This window comes from Stutzerimonas nosocomialis (assembly GCF_005876855.1).
GTDB lineage: Bacteria > Pseudomonadota > Gammaproteobacteria > Pseudomonadales > Pseudomonadaceae > Stutzerimonas > Stutzerimonas nosocomialis.
Genome location: NZ_QLAE01000005.1, coordinates 104,554 through 122,943, shown reverse-complemented (window position 1 = coordinate 122,943; position 18,390 = coordinate 104,554). Strand labels below are relative to the sequence as shown.

16 protein-coding genes are annotated in these 18,390 nt (G+C 67.2%); 5 read left to right on the top strand and 11 right to left on the bottom strand.

The genetic code is table 11. From position 1 onward, the window contains the following. Window positions 1-17 precede the first annotated feature (17 nt). On the bottom strand, window positions 18-845 hold the full coding sequence (locus tag DN824_RS04720; protein WP_138407185.1) for an HTD2 family dehydratase: 828 nt from the start codon (window positions 843-845) through the stop codon (window positions 18-20). A gap of 131 nt (window positions 846-976) precedes the next feature. Between DN824_RS04720 and DN824_RS04715 the strand changes: the two genes are divergently transcribed. The 3 genes from DN824_RS04715 to DN824_RS04705 all read left to right on the top strand — a co-directional run bounded on the left by DN824_RS04715 (window position 977) and on the right by DN824_RS04705 (window position 4,751). Next, window positions 977-1,867: a LysR family transcriptional regulator gene (locus tag DN824_RS04715; protein ID WP_138407184.1), complete on the top strand. Its 891-nt coding sequence runs from the start codon at window positions 977-979 to the stop codon at window positions 1,865-1,867. A 101-nt stretch (window positions 1,868-1,968) separates the two neighbouring features. Further along, a complete protein-coding gene (locus DN824_RS04710; RefSeq protein ID WP_138407183.1) occupies window positions 1,969-3,300 on the top strand; it encodes a DUF2254 domain-containing protein in 1,332 nt (443 codons plus the stop codon). 140 nt (window positions 3,301-3,440) lie between these two features. After that, on the top strand, window positions 3,441-4,751 hold the full coding sequence (locus DN824_RS04705; protein ID WP_138407182.1) for an MFS transporter: 1,311 nt from the start codon (window positions 3,441-3,443) through the stop codon (window positions 4,749-4,751). Between the two features lie 39 nt (window positions 4,752-4,790). Here the strand turns inward: DN824_RS04705 and arfB are convergent, their stop codons facing one another. After that, entirely contained in the window at window positions 4,791-5,204 is a 414-nt protein-coding gene (gene arfB / locus DN824_RS04700) for an alternative ribosome rescue aminoacyl-tRNA hydrolase ArfB (RefSeq protein ID WP_138407248.1), read from the bottom strand. Between the two features lie 137 nt (window positions 5,205-5,341). On the opposite strand from arfB, the gene DN824_RS04695 reads away from it, so the two are divergent. Beyond that, window positions 5,342-6,382, top strand: coding sequence for a metal-dependent hydrolase (locus DN824_RS04695; protein ID WP_138407181.1), 1,041 nt, complete (start codon window positions 5,342-5,344; stop codon window positions 6,380-6,382). Here the strand turns inward: DN824_RS04695 and DN824_RS04690 are convergent. The 7 genes from DN824_RS04690 to DN824_RS04660 form a co-directional block, all read right to left on the bottom strand. Further along, entirely contained in the window at window positions 6,369-7,685 is a 1,317-nt protein-coding gene (locus DN824_RS04690) for an APC family permease (RefSeq protein WP_138407180.1), read from the bottom strand. The genes DN824_RS04695 and DN824_RS04690 overlap by 14 nt on opposite strands. A 194-nt stretch (window positions 7,686-7,879) precedes the next feature. Further along, on the bottom strand, window positions 7,880-9,835 hold the full coding sequence (locus tag DN824_RS04685; RefSeq protein WP_138407179.1) for a HAMP domain-containing methyl-accepting chemotaxis protein: 1,956 nt from the start codon (window positions 9,833-9,835) through the stop codon (window positions 7,880-7,882). Window positions 9,836-10,052: 217 nt separating this feature from the next. Next, window positions 10,053-11,834, bottom strand: a complete 1,782-nt coding sequence (locus tag DN824_RS04680; RefSeq protein WP_138407178.1) for an ABC transporter ATP-binding protein — start codon at window positions 11,832-11,834, stop codon at window positions 10,053-10,055. Next, the gene (locus DN824_RS04675; RefSeq protein WP_138407177.1) at window positions 11,827-12,459 is read right to left on the bottom strand and encodes a DsbA family protein; all 633 of its coding nucleotides are present in this window, start codon (window positions 12,457-12,459) and stop codon (window positions 11,827-11,829) included. Before DN824_RS04675 ends, DN824_RS04680 begins: the two co-directional genes overlap by 8 nt. Before the next feature lie 40 nt (window positions 12,460-12,499). Continuing rightward, window positions 12,500-13,435 (bottom strand): oxygen-dependent tRNA uridine(34) hydroxylase TrhO, encoded by a 936-nt coding sequence (gene trhO / locus DN824_RS04670; protein WP_138407176.1) that lies wholly within the window; start codon window positions 13,433-13,435, stop codon window positions 12,500-12,502. A gap of 167 nt (window positions 13,436-13,602) precedes the next feature. Further along, window positions 13,603-13,914 carry a BolA family protein gene (locus DN824_RS04665; RefSeq protein WP_138407175.1) on the bottom strand — a complete coding sequence of 104 codons (312 nt, stop codon included), beginning with the start codon at window positions 13,912-13,914 and terminating at the stop codon, window positions 13,603-13,605. A gap of 13 nt (window positions 13,915-13,927) precedes the next feature. Then, window positions 13,928-14,428 carry a DUF2059 domain-containing protein gene (locus DN824_RS04660; RefSeq protein ID WP_138407174.1) on the bottom strand — a complete coding sequence of 167 codons (501 nt, stop codon included), beginning with the start codon at window positions 14,426-14,428 and terminating at the stop codon, window positions 13,928-13,930. Window positions 14,429-14,605: 177 nt separating this feature from the next. Here DN824_RS04660 and DN824_RS04655 point away from each other — a divergent pair, with 177 nt between their 5' ends. Next, window positions 14,606-16,000 carry a class II fumarate hydratase gene (locus DN824_RS04655; RefSeq protein ID WP_138407173.1) on the top strand — a complete coding sequence of 465 codons (1,395 nt, stop codon included), beginning with the start codon at window positions 14,606-14,608 and terminating at the stop codon, window positions 15,998-16,000. Window positions 16,001-16,029: 29 nt separating this feature from the next. On the opposite strand, the gene DN824_RS04650 is transcribed toward DN824_RS04655, so the two are convergent. Together DN824_RS04650 and DN824_RS04645 are read right to left on the bottom strand one after the other, a co-directional pair. Then, on the bottom strand, window positions 16,030-16,989 hold the full coding sequence (locus DN824_RS04650) for a DMT family transporter (protein WP_138407172.1): 960 nt from the start codon (window positions 16,987-16,989) through the stop codon (window positions 16,030-16,032). A 173-nt stretch (window positions 16,990-17,162) separates the two neighbouring features. Then, the gene (locus DN824_RS04645; RefSeq protein WP_138407171.1) at window positions 17,163-18,347 is read right to left on the bottom strand and encodes a thiolase family protein; all 1,185 of its coding nucleotides are present in this window, start codon (window positions 18,345-18,347) and stop codon (window positions 17,163-17,165) included. Window positions 18,348-18,390 lie beyond the last annotated feature (43 nt).

Below are 18,390 nucleotides of genomic sequence, written 5' to 3'. Positions count from 1 at the left end.
GGGACGAGAGATGTGCCTTACTCGAATTCCACCTCGGCCTTCTGAGCCACGCCGCTGCCGTCGCCGGCCCAGAGTTCGGCCTTGCCCGGCGCGACGATGCGCCCGCCCACCTCGAACGGCTGCGGGGCGATCAGCGGGCGCAGGCCGCGGTAGGCGAAACGCTTGAGCTGCGCCTGCGGGTTGGCACGGCAGAACGCGCGCAGGCTGAGCGTCGCGATCAGCGGGCCGTGGACCACCAGCCCGGAATAGCCTTCGGTCTCGGTGACGTAGGGCCAGTCGTAATGGATGCGGTGGCCGTTGAAGGTCACCGCCGAATAGCGGAACAGCAACGTCGGGGTCGGGTTGACCGGCTCGCGCCAGTCGCCCTGGATCAACGCCTCGGTGCTGCTGGTCTTCGGCGGGCTGGGCTCGCGGTAGACGATGTCCTGCTCTTCGCGAATCGCCAGGCGGCCCTCCTGCATGTAGTCGTGGCGCACGGTGACGAACAGCAGCGAGCCGGTACGGCCCTGCTTTTCCTCGACCTGGGTGATGGTGGAGATGCGCGTCGCCTCGCCTCCGGCGATCAACGGCTCGAAGAACTCGACACGTCCGCCGGCCCACATGCGGTTGCGGTTGTCGGCAGGGGGCAGGAAGCCCCCTCGGGCCGGATGACCGTCCTGCCCGAGCTCACGCTCGTCCAGCGGCTCCTGGAAAAAGCACCATTGCCACAGCGGCGGCAGCGGCTCGCCATGCCCCACGGCGGGTTCGCCCAGGGTGGCGGAGATACGCTTGAGCAGGTTTCGGCTGAGTTGATCGTGGGCTTGTTCGGTTCGCCCGATCCAGGCAGAAGGTGCTGCGTCGGTCATCGAAGGTCATCCGCGGCTAGTTGTTGTAGTGCCAGCATGCGCCCGGCCCCGGCGTTCTGTGAATTTGTAATTCATGACACCGGCGTTCGTATAAACTGAACGCCCACCACAGGGTTGTGAGGACAACGAGCATGCATTTCGATCTGGCCGACCTGCGCCTTTTCATCCATATCGCCGAGTCGCCGAGCCTGACCCAGGGCGCCCGCCGCGCGCACCTCTCGCCGGCGGCGGCCAGCGCCCGGATCAAGACGCTCGAAGGGCAGCTCGGCACCCGCCTGCTCTACCGCGACAGCCGTGGCGTGGAGCTGACGCCCGCGGGCCACCGGTTGCTGCAGCACGCGCGGCTGATCCTGCGCCAGGTCGATTACCTGAAGAGCGAGTTCACCGACTACGGGACCGACGCCGCCGGGCATATCCGCATCTTCGCCAACACCACGGCGGTGACCGAATTCCTGCCGGAGATCCTTGCCGGCTTCCTCGCCGCTCGTCCGGGCGTCAGCGTCGACCTGCAGGAGCGGCTCTCGCGCGACATCGTGCGTGGCGTGCTCGACGGCGCGGCCGACCTCGGCATCATCGCCGGCCCCGTGGAAGCCAGCGGCCTGCAGGTGATGCACTTCAGCACCGACCGGCTGCTGCTGGCGCTGCCGATCGGCCATCCGCTGGCCACCGAAAAGCAGGTGAGCCTGCGACAGACGCTGGCCTACCAGCACATCGGCCTGCACGAAGGCAGCACGCTGCTCAGCTTCCTGCGCGACCAGGTCGAGCGCCTCGGCGAGACGCTTTCGCTGCGCATCCAGATGTCCAGCTTCGAGGCCATCTGCCGGATGATCGAAGCCGGCGTCGGCATCGGCATCATTCCCGAGTCGGCGGCGCGGCGGCACAGCCGCACCATGCAGCTGGCCACCGTGTCCCTGGACGAACCCTGGGCGGTGCGCGAACGCAGCATCCTGGTCCGCGAACTGGACGCCCTGCCCGGCAGCGTGCGGGCGCTGATCGCGACGTTGGCGCCGGACGCGGTCTGACGCATCGTCCGGTCGGGAGCGAACATTCGTCCGGCGCCACTGCCAAAGGGCACAAGCTCTTGCTCCTCACCCAGCGGCCAGAAGGCCGAACCGAGAAGGTCATGGCAGCGACGAACAACCGACTGTTTCGCCTCTATCAGCGCATCGTCAGCAGCATCGCCTTCGTGCCCGCGCTGATCACCCTCGCCCTGGTGCTGCTTTGCGTCATAAGCATCGTGCTGGAGATGACCTGGCTGCAGCCGTACAAGGAAGACGTGAGGCTCGGGCTGGTGAACGACGCCGACAACGCGCGCTTGATTCTCGGCACCCTGGTGGGCGGCATCATCTCGCTGATGGTGTTCAGCTTCAGCATGGTCATGGTGGTGCTGAACTCGGCCTCCTCCACGCTCTCCCCCCGGGTTATCCCGAGCCTGATCAGCAGCCGCAGCCACCAGATCATCCTCGGCTTCTACCTGGGCACGATCATCGATTCGCTGCTGCTGATCCTGACCATCCAGGAAGGCGAGGACATCACCATCCCGAGCCTCGGCATCTTCGTCGCGCTGGCGCTCGGGATCATCAGCCTCTGCCTGTTCATCGCTTTCATCCGCGGGATCTCGCAATCGATCCAGGTCGACTACATCCTCCACGGCATCTTCAAGAACACCCGCCAGGAGCTGCTGCGCCAGCAGCAAAACCTGGAGCGGCAGCCGCAACGCCCCCAATGGCCGGACGACGACCAGTGGATGGTGGTCAGCTCCCGTCGCAGCGGCTACTTCAAGGCGCTCAACCTGGACGCCGCCAACGACCTGCTCTGCCGCCACGACCTGAAGATGACGGTACGCGTGCACTTCGGGTTCTTCGTCATGCCCGGGCACCCGCTTTTCAGGCTGAGCCGGCACGCCGACGAGGAAACCGTGGACGCGCTGCTGGACTGCTTCGACTTCTTCGTCGAGGAGTACGCCAGCCACCACTTCTTCTTCGGCTTCAAGCAGATGACGGAGATCGCGACCAAGGCGCTGAGCCCGGGCATCAACGACCCGGGCACGGCCATCAAGGCGACCGACATGCTCAGCGTGCTCTTCTCGGAGCGCCTGAAGCTGCCGGACTTCGACATCGCGCCCCTGCCCGACCAGCCGGCGCGGCTGTACTTTCGCGAACTGGACCTGCACCGGATGCTGCATGCCATCTTCGGCCCGCTGTGCACCTACGGCAAAGAGGACGTGCAGGTGATGCTCAACCTGCTGCAGGCGTACAAGAACCTGCTGTTCTGCAACCCCGGCGCGGCCCACGAAGCAGTGCTGCTGCGCCATGCGGCGGCGGTCATCGGCCAGGCCATGGCCTCGCTGTCCGATCCGCTCGACCAGGCCGAGATCGGCGCCGCCGTCGACCGGCTGAACGAGGCGATCAGGCACCACGATGCACTGATAAGGGGCAGCCCCTTGGAATCCTGACGGCCAATTGCTGCCCAAGCCTGGAGAAAGGGCGCCGTCGGCGCTGCGTTCCCCTACAATTGGCCACGTTACCGCTCTCGCACGGACGCCTGCGGCAATGGGCAACTTGTCACCACGGACACATTTGCTTAGGTAGTTTCATGAGCTCTTTACTTGCCCCCATCGGTTCCTTGCTGGGTGGAGTGGCCTTGCTGCTGCTCGGCCATGGTCTGCTGAATACCCTCCTGACCCTTCGCGGCGTCGCCGAAGGCTACTCGACCGGCCTGATCGGCATGCTGATGTCCGGCTACTTCGCCGGCTTCCTGGTCGGCACCTGGCTCGCGCCTTCGCTGATCCGCCGCGTCGGCCACATTCGCACCTTCGCCTTCTATGCCGCCCTGGCCGCGATCGCCGCGCTGCTTCACGTGCTGATCGTCAATCCCTGGGTTTGGCTGGTGCTGCGCGTGCTCTACGGCATCGCCCTGGTGACCCTCTACATGGTCATCGAGAGCTGGCTCAACGCGCAGGTCAGCGGCGACAAGCGCGGCCAGGTGTTCGCCCTCTACATGGCGGTCAACCTGGGCGCGCTGGCCCTCGCCCAGCAATTGCTGAGCCTCGACAGCCCGCTGCAGTTCACCCTCTTCGCCCTCGCCGCGATCCTGATCTGCAGCGCGCTGATGCCGATCACCCTGACCCGCCAGGCACAGCCCACCCTTCCCGACGTGCCCAGCACCGACCTGCTGCAACTGGCGCGTATCGCCCCGCTGCCACTGATGGCCGCCGGTATTTCGGGCCTTGCGCTCGGCGGGTTCTGGGGGCTGGCGCCGGTCTATGCCGGCCAGGTCGGCTTCGACGCGGCCGGCGTGGGCCTGATGATGAGCGTGACGATCCTCGGAGGCGCCGTCCTGCAGTGGCCGATCGGGCTGTTCTCCGACACCCACGACAGGCGCCTGGTGATGCTCTGGGTGGTCGCCCTGGCCGTGGTGCTGGCGGTCGGCATGAGCCTGCTCACCGCCGGCCCGCTGCTGCTCGGGTTGATGTTCATCTGGGGCGGGCTGGCGTTTTCCATCTATTCGATCGCCGTGGCGCAGATGGTCGACCAGCTGCATCCCGACGAAATCCTCTCCGGCTCCAGCGGGCTGCTGCTGGCCAACGGCTTCGGCGCGGCGTTCGGCCCGGTGGTGGCAGGCGGCCTGATGACGCTCTTCGGCGCCATTGCCCTGCCGGTCTTCTTCGCCGTCACCCTCGGCTTTCTGGCGCTCTACTCGTTCTACCGCTCGCGCCGCGTGTTCGACCTGCTCACCGAACCGCACGGGCACTTCACGCCGATGCTGCGCACCAGTCCCACGGTGCTCGAACTGATGCCCGACACGCCCGAAGTCGACCATGACGCCCAGCCGCACGAAGCCGGAGAAGAAGCCCAGACGGCGTATGCGGAAGCGGAGCCGGAGCCGGTCAAGCACCAGGCCTGAAAGCGTGCGTCGCGGCCGGCCAGAGGCAAGGGAGCGCCCTCAGAAATCGACCTTGCCGCGGCCGGCCTTGATCGCGCCGCGCTTGCTCTTGCCCTCCAGGCGGCGCTTTTTCGAGCCCAGGGTCGGCTTGGTCGGGCGTCGCGCCTTTTCCACCCGGGTCACGCTGCGGATCAGCTCGGCCAGACGCTCCAGCGCATCGGCGCGGTTCTGCTCCTGGGTGCGGTACTGCTGGGCCTTGATCACCACCACGCCTTCGCCGCTGATGCGGCTGTCGCGCAGGGCCAGCAGCCGCTCCTTGTAGAACGGCGGCAACGACGAGGCCTGGATGTCGAAGCGCAGGTGCACGGCGCTGGAGACCTTGTTGACGTTCTGCCCACCGGCGCCCTGGGCGCGGATGGCGTTCAGTTCGATTTCGGCATCGGGCAGATGCACGGCGTTGGAGATTTCCAGCATGGCGGTTCGTTCGACGTCGGAGGCGTCGGTCATTGTGCTATGCCCGGGCTGACGAGACATACCTTTTCGCATTTTGTGCGCGCTAGAGCCTTCGCGCCTGGGCTAAGGTAGCGCCACTTCAATCACCGGACCCTCGTATGGATTCGATCACCCAGGCTGTTCTCGGCGCCAGCGTGCAAGGTGCGCTGCTGGGCCGCTGGCAGGGACGCAAGGCGCTGCTCTACGGGGCCGCCCTGGCCACCCTTCCCGATCTGGACGTCGTGCTCGACTACGGCGACGCCATTGCCGAAATGACCTACCACCGCGGCTTCAGCCACTCGCTGCTGGTGCTCAGCGCCCTGGCGGCCGTGCTGACCTGGCTGGTGCGGCGATGTTGGCCGAACGCCGGCTACACCACGGGCCGGCTGTTCCTGACCCTGTGGCTGGTGCTCATCACCCATCCGTTGCTCGACGCCTTCACCAGCTATGGCACCCAGCTGTTCTGGCCCTTTCCGGTGCAGCCGACCGCCTGGTCGACCATTTTCATCATCGATCCGCTCTACACCGTTCCACTGCTGCTGGCGGTGGTCGCCGGCGCCTTCGCCGGGCTCCACGGGCGCGTGGCGCGCTGGCCGGCAGTGGCCCTGGGCGTTTCCACCGCGTACCTGGCGTTCACCGTCGGCGGCAAGCTGATGGCCGACCATCGCATCGACCAGGCGCTGGCCGACCGGGGCATCGAGCCCGACACGGTGTTCACCACCCCGACGCCCTTCAACAGCCTGTTGTGGCGCGCCGTGGTGGTCGATGGCAACGATTACTACGAGGCGCTGGTGAGCTGGTTCGACCGCGAGCCGCCGGCGCTGGTGCGCCTGGACCGCGGCGGCGAGCTGGCCGCGCAGCTCGAGCGCTCGACCCAGCACCACCGGCTGATGTGGTTCACCGGCGGGGTGTTGCGCTATGACGAAATCGACGACCAGTTGCTGGTCACGGATCTTCGGCTGGGCATGACCGGTTTCCACCCGTTTCGCTTTCCCATGGCCGAGCGCGTGGACGGCCAGTGGCAGCCGATCGGCTACGTGGAACGCCTGCCCGCCGAACGCGGCGACCTGAGCCGGCTGGCCGTGCTCTGGCAGCGCATCTGGCATCAGCAGCCGGAGGTGCCCCTGGCCGAATGGACGGCCGAGCTCAAGCGGCGCTAGCGCGACCGCGATGCCAACGGCTGAGCGCATACAGGCCGACGCCCAACCCCAGCAGTAGCCCGGCCCGCAACCAGGTGCCGGCGCTCTGCTGGGAGAGCAGCAGCAGGCAGGAGCCGATCGCCAGCACCGGCAGGAAGGTTGGCGCCCGGAAGTGAGGATGGGCGACGGTATCCCTGCGCAGCACCAGCACCGCGACGTTGCTGCTGATGAACACGAACAGCAGCAGGAGCACCACGGTTTCGGCCAGCGCCGCGAGCGTCCCGGTGACCGTCAGCAGCATGGCCAGCACGGTGGTCGCGACGATCGCCACCCATGGCGTGCGCCGCCGGGGCAGCACCCGGGTCAGCGGATCGGGCAGCAGCCCATGGTCCGCCATGCCGTAGGCGAGCCGGCTGGACATGATCATGGTGAGCAAGGCGCCATTGGCGACCGCCACCAGCGCCACGACCGCGAACAGCCCGTCCGGCACCGCATAGCCGGTGGCCCGGACCACATCGAGCAACGGCGCCGATGAATCGCCCAGGCGCTCCGGCGACAGCACCGCGGTGGCCGCCATGCCCACGCCCACGTAGATCAGTCCCGCGGTCAGCAGCGCGCCGAACAGCGCACGGGGATAGACCCGCTGGACGTCCTTGACCTCTTCGGCGACGTTCGCCGAGACCTCGAAGCCGACGAACGAATAGAACGCGATCAGCGCCGCCCCCAGCACCGCGAATGCGGGCGACACGCCGGGGGTGAATTCCATCACCCGGGACGGCTCCCCCTGTCCGGACAGCACGAAGCGCGCGGCCAGGATCACCACGAACAGCAGCCCGCACACCTCCACCACCGTCATCACCGCATTGGCGCCCAGCGACTCCCGTATTCCGCGCGCGTTGAGCAGCGCCACCAGGAGCAGGAACACCAGCGCCGTCGGTACCGTCGGTGTGTCGAGAAAGGCACCGAGGTAGTCCCCGGAAAAAGCCAGTGAGAGGCCCGCCGCGCTGGTCACGCCGGCCGCGAGCATGCAGAAGCCGACCAGGAAGGACACCAGCGGGCTGCCGAAGGCGCGTTCGGCGAACACCGCCGCACCGCCGGCCCTGGGGTACTTGGTCACCAGTTCGGCGTAGGAGGCCGCGGTCAGCATGGCGAAACCGAGCGCGACGAGCAGCGGCACCCAGACCGCGCCGCCCACCTCGCCCGCGACCTTGCCGACCAGGGCATAGACCCCGGCCCCGAGCACGTCGCCGAGGATGAACAGGAACAGCGCCGGGCCGGTGATGGCGCGGTGCAACCGGGTTTCGCCGGAAGCCGGGGCGCTCATGGCATGGCCCGCCGTTGCGCAGGCGTATCGGTATCGGAAACAGGCATCGGCATGGTGCGGTTCCAGAACAGGTCGGCAATAGGTGCCTGGCGGGCGCCTGACCTCTTTCTAGATCGACGACGGCCGATGGAGTTCAGGACCGGCCGAAACGAAAAAACCCGGCGAAACGCCGGGTTTTCGGGGTGAGGCTGTCGTCAGGTCCGGAAGCGACCGACCAGACCCTGGAGATCGCCACCGAGGCGTGCCAGCTCGGCGCTGGAGCCGGCGATCTGGTGGCTGGCGGTGGCGCTCTGCTCACCGATGTCGCGCACCCGGGTCACGCTCTCGTTGATGGTCTCGGCCACCACGCTCTGCTCTTCGGCAGCCGCGGCGATCTGCTGGTTCATCTGCTCGATGGTGGACACCGCATCGGTGATGCGGCCCAGCGCCGAGCCCGCTTCGCCGGCCAGCGTCACGGTGCGCTGGGTCAGGCTGCGGCTGCTGTCCATCTTTTCCACCGCCTTCTGCGCGACGCGCTGGAGGTTGGCGATCAACCCTTCGATTTCCTCGGTCGAGGTATGGGTGCGCATGGCCAGCGCCCGCACCTCGTCGGCCACCACCGCGAAGCCGCGGCCCTGTTCGCCGGCGCGTGCCGCCTCGATGGCGGCGTTGAGCGCGAGCAGGTTGGTCTGTTCGGCAACGCTGCGGATCACTTCCAGCACGCTGCCGATGCGCCCGCTTTCCTCGTTCAGGGCGACGATGGCTTCGGCGGTCTGCTCGACTTCATGGGCGAGGTTGCCGATTTCGCTGACCGCCTCGCGCACCACCAGGTCGCCCTGGCGCGCTTCGCGGTCGGCCTGGCGCGCCGCTTCGGAGGCTTGCTCGGCGTTGCGGGCCACTTCCTGTACGGTGGCGGCCATCTGGTGCATGGCGGTGGCGGTCTGCTCGGTTTCCTCGCGCTGGTTCTGCACGCCGCGGCTGGTCTGCGCCGTGATCGACGACAGCTGGTCGGCGGCCGTGGCGATCTGGCCGACGCCGCTGCCGATGCTGCCCACCAGGCTGCGCAGGTTGCCGGTCATGCTCTGCATGGCGTCCTGCAGCTGGCCCAGCTCGTCGCGGCGACCACTGGCCACCTGCGCCTGGCTCAGATCCCCCGCGGCGACCTTCTGCGCCAGCTCCACGGTGTAGCGCAGCGGAGAAACGATCAGCCGGGTGATGACGAAGGACGCGAAGATGCCGATGAGGGTGGCCAGGACGCCGATGACCGACAGCGTCATGTAGGAGCGCGCCTGGGCCTGCTGCACGTCGGCCGTTGCGTTGTTCAGCAGACCGTCGGCGGCAGCCATCACGGCCTGGGACTGATTGGCCATCTCCCGCTCACTGGCCATCAGGTCGGAACGGGTCTGGCGGAAGTTGGCGAAGCTGCTGCGGTAGGTATCCAGCGCCACCAGCGCGGCTTCGATGGATTCCTTCTGCGAATCGTTCAGCCAGACGGTCAGGTTGCGGGCGATGGTGCTGAGGTCGTCATAGATCTCTTGCCAGTTCTGCACCGACTCCTCGCTGGTATCGATGATGTACTGGCTCTCGTGGCCGCGCAGATCGAGCATGCGCTTGCTCAGGCCCGAGGCGGTTTCCGCCAGAGTCAGCGGGTCGCTGCCCTTGAGGCGGTCGCCTTCCAGGCGCATCACCCGCACCTCGTCGTACATGTCCATCTCGATGGTGTCGAACTGATCGCGGCTTTCCAGCGCGGCCTCGCCCATCGCCACGCGGGCCTCGCCCGCCTTGCCGAGCAGCAGGGTGTAACGTTCGAACTGCTTTTCATAGGCGAGCACCGCCTCGCGGATCTGGCGCAACGCGGCCTGCTCACCGGCATCGGCCGCCCCGTGCAAGCGATCGATCTCGGCCTTGAGCGCCTGGAGCTGCTGGCGCAGCGCATCGGCGGCCTTGGGGTCGCGGGACAGTGCGAAACCGCGCTCCAGGGCGCGGATGCCGAGGATCGCCGCGTTGACCTTGGACACCTCGATCATCTGGTCGCCACGGGAGCGAATCGCGTCGACCGCGAAGAAGCCGGTGGCGACCACCGCCAGTGTCAGCAGAATTACCAGGCCAAAGCCCAGCAGCATCTTCTTTCCCACCGCCATGTTGGCGAAGGCACGAATGACAAGCTGCATGTTGAGATCCTATCCATGAAAAGGGAGCGATTGACTAGGCATCGGCCAGACCCGGCAAAAGTTGAGGCCCGAGCACGAACAAGCGGGCCCTGTGCTGACTTGCGTCAATAAAAAGGCGCCATGATTCCCTGGCGGATCATAATCAAAGATGGTGATAAAGCAATATGCCATCACCCTATGCGCCGCCAGGAGGCGTCGCTTCCGGCAGCACTCGTCATCAGTGCTGCTGGACGCTGCCGTAGAGCTTGGCGTAGAGCCCGCCGTCGGCGATCAGCTGACGATGTTCGCCCTGCTCGGCGATGCGCCCCTCGTCGAACACCAGCACCCGGTCGGCCTGCTTAACGGCCGACAGCCGGTGGGCGATGATCAGCGTGGTACGCCCTTCGAGGAAGCGCGCCAGCGCCTGGTGCAAGGCGTATTCGGTCGCCGCGTCGAGGGCCGAGGTGGCCTCGTCGAGGATCACCACCTTGGGGTCGGCGAGAATCATCCGGGCGATCGCCAGCCGCTGACGCTGGCCACCGGAGAGGCGCACCCCGGAACGGCCAACGATGCTGTCCAGCCCCTGCGGCAGCTGCCTGACGGTCTCGGCCAGCTGGGCGATCTCCAGCGCCTGCCAGCAGGCCGCGTCGTCACGCTCGCGGCCCATGTTGAGGTTGGCGCGCACGCTGTCGTTGAACAGCGCAGGGTGCTGCAGCACCACCGCCACGTTGTCGCGCACCCTGTCCAGGCCGATCTGCTCGAGGGGCACGCCATCGAAGCGGATCTCCCCCGCCTGCGGCTGGTAGAGCCCGAGCAGCAACTGCACCAGGGTGCTCTTGCCGCCGCCGCTGGCACCGACGATCGCCACCTTTTCGCCTGGCTCGATGTGCAGGTCGAGGCCTTCGAGCACCCTTTCCTCGCCGTAGGAGAAGCGCAGGCCGCCAACTTCGATGCCGACGGTGCGGCGGCCTTCGAACGGGTTCCGGGTGCCGGCGTAGCGGGGTTCGTCGGCACGCGCCAGCAGCTGGTTGATCCGGCTCAGCGCGCCACCCGCGGCGTAATAGCCGTACTGAAGGTTGAGCAGTTGCTCGACCGGGCCGATCATGAACCAGAGGTAGCTGAACACCGCGAGCATCTGCCCGATGGACAGGTCCGAGAACAGCACGGTGAGCATCGCCGCGGCGCGGAACACGTCGATGCCGAACTGGAACAGCAGGCCGCTGGCGCGGTTGGAGGCATCGGTCTTCCACTGCGAGGCGACGGCGTAGTCGCGCACTTCGCGCGCCCGCAGCCCGAGCCGGCCGAGGAAGAAGCCCTGGCGGTTGCTGGCGCGCACTTCCTGAATCGAGTCGAGGGTTTCGGTCAGCGTCTGGGTGAACAGCGAGGTGCTGTCGTTCTCGAGTTTCTTCAGGTGCTTGACGCGCTTGCCCAGCTGCACCGTGGCGTAGATCACCAGCGGATTGAACAGCAGGATCAGCAGGGCCAGCTTCCAGTGCATCCACATCAGGATCGCGGCGGTGCCGGTGATCGACAGCACCGCCACCAGCAGGCGGCTCAGGGTCTCGCCGATGAACTTGTCGATGGTCTCCAGATCGGTGACCAGGTGCGCGGCCACGGTGCCGCCGCCCAGGCTCTCGTATTCGGCCAGGGCGATGCGCTTGAGGCGCTCGATCAGACGCACGCGGATGCGATAGACGATGTCCTTCGACAGCCGCGCGAACAGCCGTGCCTGCAGCACGCTGAACACCAGCGCCGCGCTGCGCAGCAGCAGGGTCAGGAGCAACATCAGGCCGATGTAACCGACCGCGCTCTGCAACCCCTCGGGCAACAGGCGGTCCATCACGCGCAGCGCCGCATCCCCCTGCCCCAGCAACACCTCGTCCACCAGCAACGGCAGCAGCAGCGGAATCGGCACGCTGCACAGCGTCGCCAGCACGGCGATCAGGTTGGCGAAGATCAGCGACTTGCGGTGCTGCAGTGCGAGGCGACGGATCTCCGCCCAGCTCAACCGATCAGGCATGGGCGCCCTGCTCCAGCCAGCGCGCCAGCAAGGGCGACAGACGCTCCAGCGGCTGGTAGCCATTGGTGAGCAGCGCGAGCTGGCCGTCGCGCTCGGCAAGCAGCGTCGGGAAGCCGGCGATGCCGAGGTTCTGTGCCCAGGCGAAATCGGCGCGGGTCTGCTCGAGCGCCTCGAGGCTGTCGAAACGCTCGGCGAACGCGTCGCGCGCCAGCCCGACGCCCTCGGCCAGGTCCACCAGCACCGGCGCCGACCCCGTGTCGCTCCCCTGCAGGTAGAACGCCTGCTGGATGGCGTGGGCCAGCGGCAATACCGCCGCGACGTCGAGCAGCCGCGCGGCCACCAGCGCGCGACAGGCCCTCTCGGTGTCGTAGACGAAGCCGGCGGGCATGCCCGCCTGGTAATCGAAGCGCTGGCCGGTGGCCTGTTCGACGGCCCGCCAGTAGGACTGGATACGCTCGCGCCCGGCCGCATCCATCGGGCTGTGCTCGCTGCGCAGGCCGCCCACCACGAGATGCAGACCGACGCCCGCGGCCTCTGCCTGCCCGGCCAGCGCGTCCAGCACCGGAGCGAAGCCCCAGCACCAGGAACACATCGGGTCCATCACGTACACCAGCCGAGCTGTCATCGCCTTGCCTCGTGTCGAAGGTGCCGTCGCACCGGTGTTCTCAGCTGTCGGCCTGACGCGGATCGCGGCCGATCGGATGAGGCTGGTTACGCTGGCGGGCCAGCTCGATCTGCTTCTGCCGCTCGCGGGCGCTGGCGCGGGTCTTCTCGCTCAGGCTGTCCCAGCAATGCGGGCAGCTGATGCCCGGCGCGTAGTGCTCGGACTGGCGATTCTCCACCGAGATCGGGTTGCGGCAGGCATGGCACTGGTCGTAATCACCCTCGGACAGGTCATGGCGCACCGTCACCCGGTTGTCGAACACGAAGCAGTCGCCACGCCAGCGCGTTTCGGCCTCGGGCACCTGCTCCAGATATTTGAGAATGCCGCCCTTGAGGTGATAGACCTCCTCGAAGCCCTCGCCGAGCATGAAGCTGGAGGCCTTCTCGCAGCGAATGCCGCCGGTGCAGAACATGGCGATCTTCTTGTGGCGGGCCGGGTCGTAGTGCTTGCGCACGTACTCGGGGAATTCGCGGAAGGATTTTGTCTGCGGATCGACCGCGCCTTCGAAGGTGCCGATCGCCACTTCGTAGTCGTTGCGGGTATCGATCAGCAGCACCTCGGGATCGTCGATCAGCGCGTTCCAGTCCTGCGGCTCGACGTAGGTGCCGACCCGCTGATTGGGGTCCACGCCCGGCACGCCGAGGGTGACGATCTCCTTCTTCAGCTTGACCTTGGTCCGGTAGAAGGGCTGAGCGTCGCAGTAGGATTCCTTGTGATCGACATCGGCCAGGCGAGGATCGCGCCTGAGCCATTCGAGCAGCGCGTCGATCGCGGCGCGGGTGCCCGAGACGGTGCCGTTGATGCCTTCTTCGGCCAGCAGCAGCGTGCCTTTGATGTCGTTGTCCAGGAGGGTTTGCAGCAGGGGTTCGCGCAGCGCGACGTAGTCCGGCAGGGAGACGAACTTGTACAGCGCCGCCACGACGATGGTATCGCTCATGGGGCTTCCTCAGTGGTCGCCCTCGCAAAGGGCGGACCGGGATTCAACGGGGCGCCGGCTCCGGGCCGGCGGGTGGCGCAGTCTAGCAAAAGCGCCGGACCGAGTCCTGCCGGCGATCGCCGCACCCCAGACGCGGGCGACCGCACCGGATTGCCCGGTGCGCCGCTTCAGTGCGCCAGGTCGTGCTTGCTGCCGCCACGGCAGGTGGGTGAATCGGGCGCCACGCCCTGTTGCTGCCATTCGCCCGGGGTGTAGGTGTGCAGCGCCAGGGCATGGAACTGCCCCATCAGCTCACCCAGGGTCGCGTAGACCTTCTGGTGGCGCTTGACCGCGTTCAGCCCCTCGAACGCCGGGCTCACCAGTATGACCTTGTAGTGGGTTTCCAGCCCGCGGCTGTGCATGTGGCTTTCATCGAGCACCTCCAGGTGCTGCGGCTCCATGGCCTGCAGGGCGGCTGCGATCTGGTCGCGCTTGGACATCACGAGGGCTCCCTCAGGGCTTTTTCGGTTGAAGTTCGGCGGTCATGTCTTCGAGCAGCTTGTTCACCGGGGGAACGGCCGCTTCCAGCTTGACCTGGGTCAGCTGCGCCGAGCGCGCGTTGAGCTCGGGCAGGCGCGCCATCATTTTCTTGCCGATCGGAGACTCGTAGAAGGCGATCAGCTCCTTGAGCTCCTGCTCGGTGAAGGTGCTGGTGTAGAGCTCGACGATCTCGGGCTTGAGCTTGGGCCAGCCGATGGCCTTGTCCAGTTCGGCATCGGCCTTGGCGACGTAGCGCTCCAGCGTGGCCTGCTTGTCGGCCGGCGCCTCGAGCTGGGCGAAGCGCTGGGCGAACATCTGCTGCACCTGCCCGTACACCGGCACGGCGAGCTTGTCGGCCTGGACCATCTGCAGGAAACGCTCGGCATCGGCCTGATGGCTGCGGGCGTCGGCGTGGACCTGAAGGCTGCTGAAGGTCAGCAGCGAGGCGGTCATGAGGGTGAGCAGTCGGGACATGCGGTTTCCTTCGATTCTGGCAGGGGTACCCCAAGGCGGGTCACTCTACGCCCTCACCCCACCGGCCTCAAGGCGCGGTGGGGCAAGCGCCGGCAGGGTCGATCCCGAACGGCCCGAGGGGAACCGCTCGGTCACATTCCGGCCTAAACTGCCACATCCAACCGGGAGCTGAGGTCCATGACACGTACCGAAACCGATAGCCTGGGATCCGTCGAAGTCCCGGAAAACGCCTATTGGGGCGCGCAGACGCAACGTTCGCTGGTCAATTTCGAAATCGGCGACCAGCGCATGCCGATCGCGGTGCTGCACGCGCTGGCGCTGATCAAGAAAGCCGCCGCCCGGGTCAACGACCGCATCGGCGAACTGCCGCCGGACATCGCCCGGCTGATCGAGCAGGCCGCCGACGAGGTGCTGGCCGGCCAGCACGACGACCAGTTCCCGCTGGTGGTCTGGCAGACCGGCAGCGGCACCCAGAGCAACATGAACGTCAACGAAGTCATCGCCGGGCGTGCCAATGAACTGGCCGGCAACGTGCGCGGCGGCAAGAGCCCGGTGCATCCGAACGACCACGTCAACCGCGCCCAGAGCTCCAACGACTGCTTCCCCACCGCCATGCACATCGCGGCGGCCAAGGCCGTCCACGAGCAGCTGCTGCCGGCCATCGCCGAACTGTCCGGCGGCCTGGCCGAGCAGGCGGCACGCCACAGCCGGCTGGTGAAGACCGGCCGCACCCACATGATGGACGCCACGCCGGTGACCTTCGGCCAGGAGCTTTCGGCCTTCGTCGCCCAGCTCGACATCGCCGAGCGGGCCATCCGCAATGCGCTGCCGGCGGTGTACGAGCTGGCCCAGGGCGGTACCGCGGTGGGCACCGGGCTGAACTCGCCGCACGGCTTCGCCGAGGCCATCGCCGCCGAACTGGCCGCGCTGTCGGGCCTGCCCTTCGTCTCGGCGCCGAACAAGTTCGCCGCGCTGTCGGGCCACGAGCCGCTGGTGGCGCTCTCCGGCGCGCTGAAGACCCTCGCCGTGGCGCTGATGAAGATCGCCAACGACCTGCGCCTGCTCGGCTCCGGCCCGCGCGCGGGCTTTGCCGAAGTGAGACTGCCGGCCAACGAGCCGGGCAGCTCGATCATGCCGGGCAAGGTCAACCCGACCCAGTCCGAAGCGCTGTCGATGCTCGCCTGTCAGGTGATGGGCAACGACATGACCGTCGGCTTCGCCGCCAGCCAGGGCCACCTGCAGTTGAACGTGTTCAAGCCGGTGATCATCCATAACGTGCTGCAGTCGATCCGGCTGCTGGCCGACGGCTGCCGCAACTTCAATACCCACTGCGTGGTGGGCATGGAGCCGGACGCCGAGCGGATGGCCGAGCATCTGGAGCGTGGCCTGATGCTGGTCACCGCGCTGAACCCGCACATCGGCTACGACAAGGCGGCGGAAATCGCCAAGAAGGCCTACGGCGAAGGCAAGACCCTGCGCGAAGCGGCGCTCGAACTCGGCCACCTGACCGACGAGGAGTTCGATCAGTGGGTTCGCCCCGAAACCATGCTCGAGCCCGGCAAGGGCGCCTGAGCGAACCGCCGAACGGGCGCCCTGCCCGTTCAACCCACCAGCGGCGTGGCCTTGCGTGCGCGCCAGCTGGCCAGCAGCGACGGGCCGAGGGCCGTGATGGCCGAACCGGCCATCACCAGGAAGGCGCCCAGGTAGCCGACCCAGTCGATCTCCTCGGGCTGCACGTAGCTCGGCCAGAGCAGCGCCGCGACGGCCACCGCGGCGAAGGTGAACAGCGGCTGCACCGCCAGGGTCGCGCTGACCTTCGACGCCTCCCAGTGCGCCAGGGCTTCGGCGAAGGCCCCGTAGCCGATCAGGGTGTTCAGGCAGCAGGCCGCCAGCAGCCAGCCCTGCAACGGGCTCAGCTCCAGCAGCTGCAGCGGATGCGCCCAGAACGTCAGCAACGCGGTGCAGGACAGGTAGATCACCATCATCACCTGCAGCGAACTCCACACCGTCAGCAGCTGCTTCTGGGCCAGCCCGTAGAAGGCCCAGCAGGCGGCGGCCGCCAGCACGGTCAGCACCCCGAGGGTATAGGCCCCGAGCGAGGAGAACAGCTCGACCAGCCGCTCGCTGAAGAACAGCGCGAAGCCGGCCAGCAGCACCAGCAAGCCGAGCCCCTGGCCGAGGCTGAAACGTTCCTTGAAGATCACCAGGCTGCTGAGCAGCAACAGGATCGGCGCGACCTGCAGCACCAGCTGCGTGGTGCCCGGCGTCAACAGGTTGAGGCCCATCAGGTAGAGCACGTAGTTGGTGGTCAGGCCGCAGACGGCCAGCAGCACCAGGGCCAGGCCGGTGCGCCCGAGCGGGCGGAACGAGGGCAACCGCCGTGTCGCGGCGAGGAAGGCCAGCAGGACGCTGCCGGCGACCAGCAGGCGATACCAGGTGACCGTCACCGGGTCCATCACCTGCAGGACCTGCTTGAGCTTGACCGGGAGTACGCCCCAGAGAAAGGCGGTGAGCAGTGCGAGGGAAAAACCGTAGAGCCAGCGCCCCGAGGAAATATGCATATGGGCCTCGTTACCGGGCGCCGAGGGGCGACGCCGCCAGGCTGGCATTCTAGGGCGGATACGGGAGTGTCACAGGCACAGTTGCGACCTTTTGCGTCCTGCGACTGTACGGCCCCGCGGCGCTCTGACGAAAAACCCGCGCCGAAGCGCGGGTTCGTCACCGCCGGCGAGACTCAGCGCACCGCTTCGAACAGACCCGAAGCACCCATGCCGCCACCGACGCACATGGTCACCACGCCGTAGCGCAGGTTGCGCCGCTGCAGTTCACGCACCAGATGCCCGGCGGCGCGCGAGCCGGTCATGCCGAACGGATGCCCGATGGAAATCGAGCCGCCGTCGACGTTGTACTTCTCGTTGTCGATCCCGAGCGTGTCGCGGCAGTACAGGCATTGCGAGGCGAAGGCCTCGTTGAGCTCCCAGAGGTCGATGTCGTCGATCGCAAGGCCCTTGGCCTTGAGCAGCCGAGGCACCGAGAACACCGGCCCGATGCCCATCTCCTCGGGCTCGCAGCCGGCCACGGTGAACCCGCGGAAGAAGGCGCGCGGCTTGAGGCCGAGTTCGAGCGCCTTGTCCAGGCTCATCACCAGCGTCATCGAGGCACCGTCGGAGAGCTGCGAGGCGTTGCCGGCGGTCACCGAGCCGTCTTCGGCGAACACCGGTTTGAGGCCGGCCAGGCTTTCATAGGTGGTGTCCGGACGGTTGCAGTCATCGCGATCCACCACGCCTTCGAGAATCTTCTGCTCGCCGGTGGCCTTGTCCTCGACCCTGTAGCGCACGCTCATCGGCACGATCTCGTCGTCGAACAGCCCTTCGGCCTGGGCACGCGCCGTACGCTGCTGACTCTGCAGCGCGAAGCGGTCCTGCTGCTCGCGGGTGACGTTGTAGCGCCGCGCGACCAGCTCGGCGGTCTGGCCCATGCTGTGGTAGATACCCGGAATCCGCTCCTGGATGATCGGGTTGTACAGGTGCTCGGTGTTCTTGCTTTTGAGGGTCAGGCTGATCGACTCCACGCCGCCGGCCACGATCACGTCGGAGCAGCCCGAGGCGATCTGGTTGGCCGCGATGGCGATCGACTGAAGGCCCGAGGAGCAGAAACGGTTGAGGGTCATGCCGGCGCAGGCCGTGCCCAGCCGGGACAGCACCGCCACGTTGCGGCCGATGTTGAAACCCTGGGCGCCCTCGTTGGACGCGGCACCGACGATGCAGTCCTCCACCAGCGCCGGGTCGAGGTCGTTGCGCGCCAGCAGGGCGTCGACGCAATGGGCCGCCATATCATCGGGACGGGTCATGTTGAATTTGCCGCGAAAGGACTTGGCCAGGCCGGTCCGGACGCTATCGACGATTACCACTTCGCGCATGGCACACCTCGGAGTTCTTGTTAGGAGTGACGGCCAGCATAAG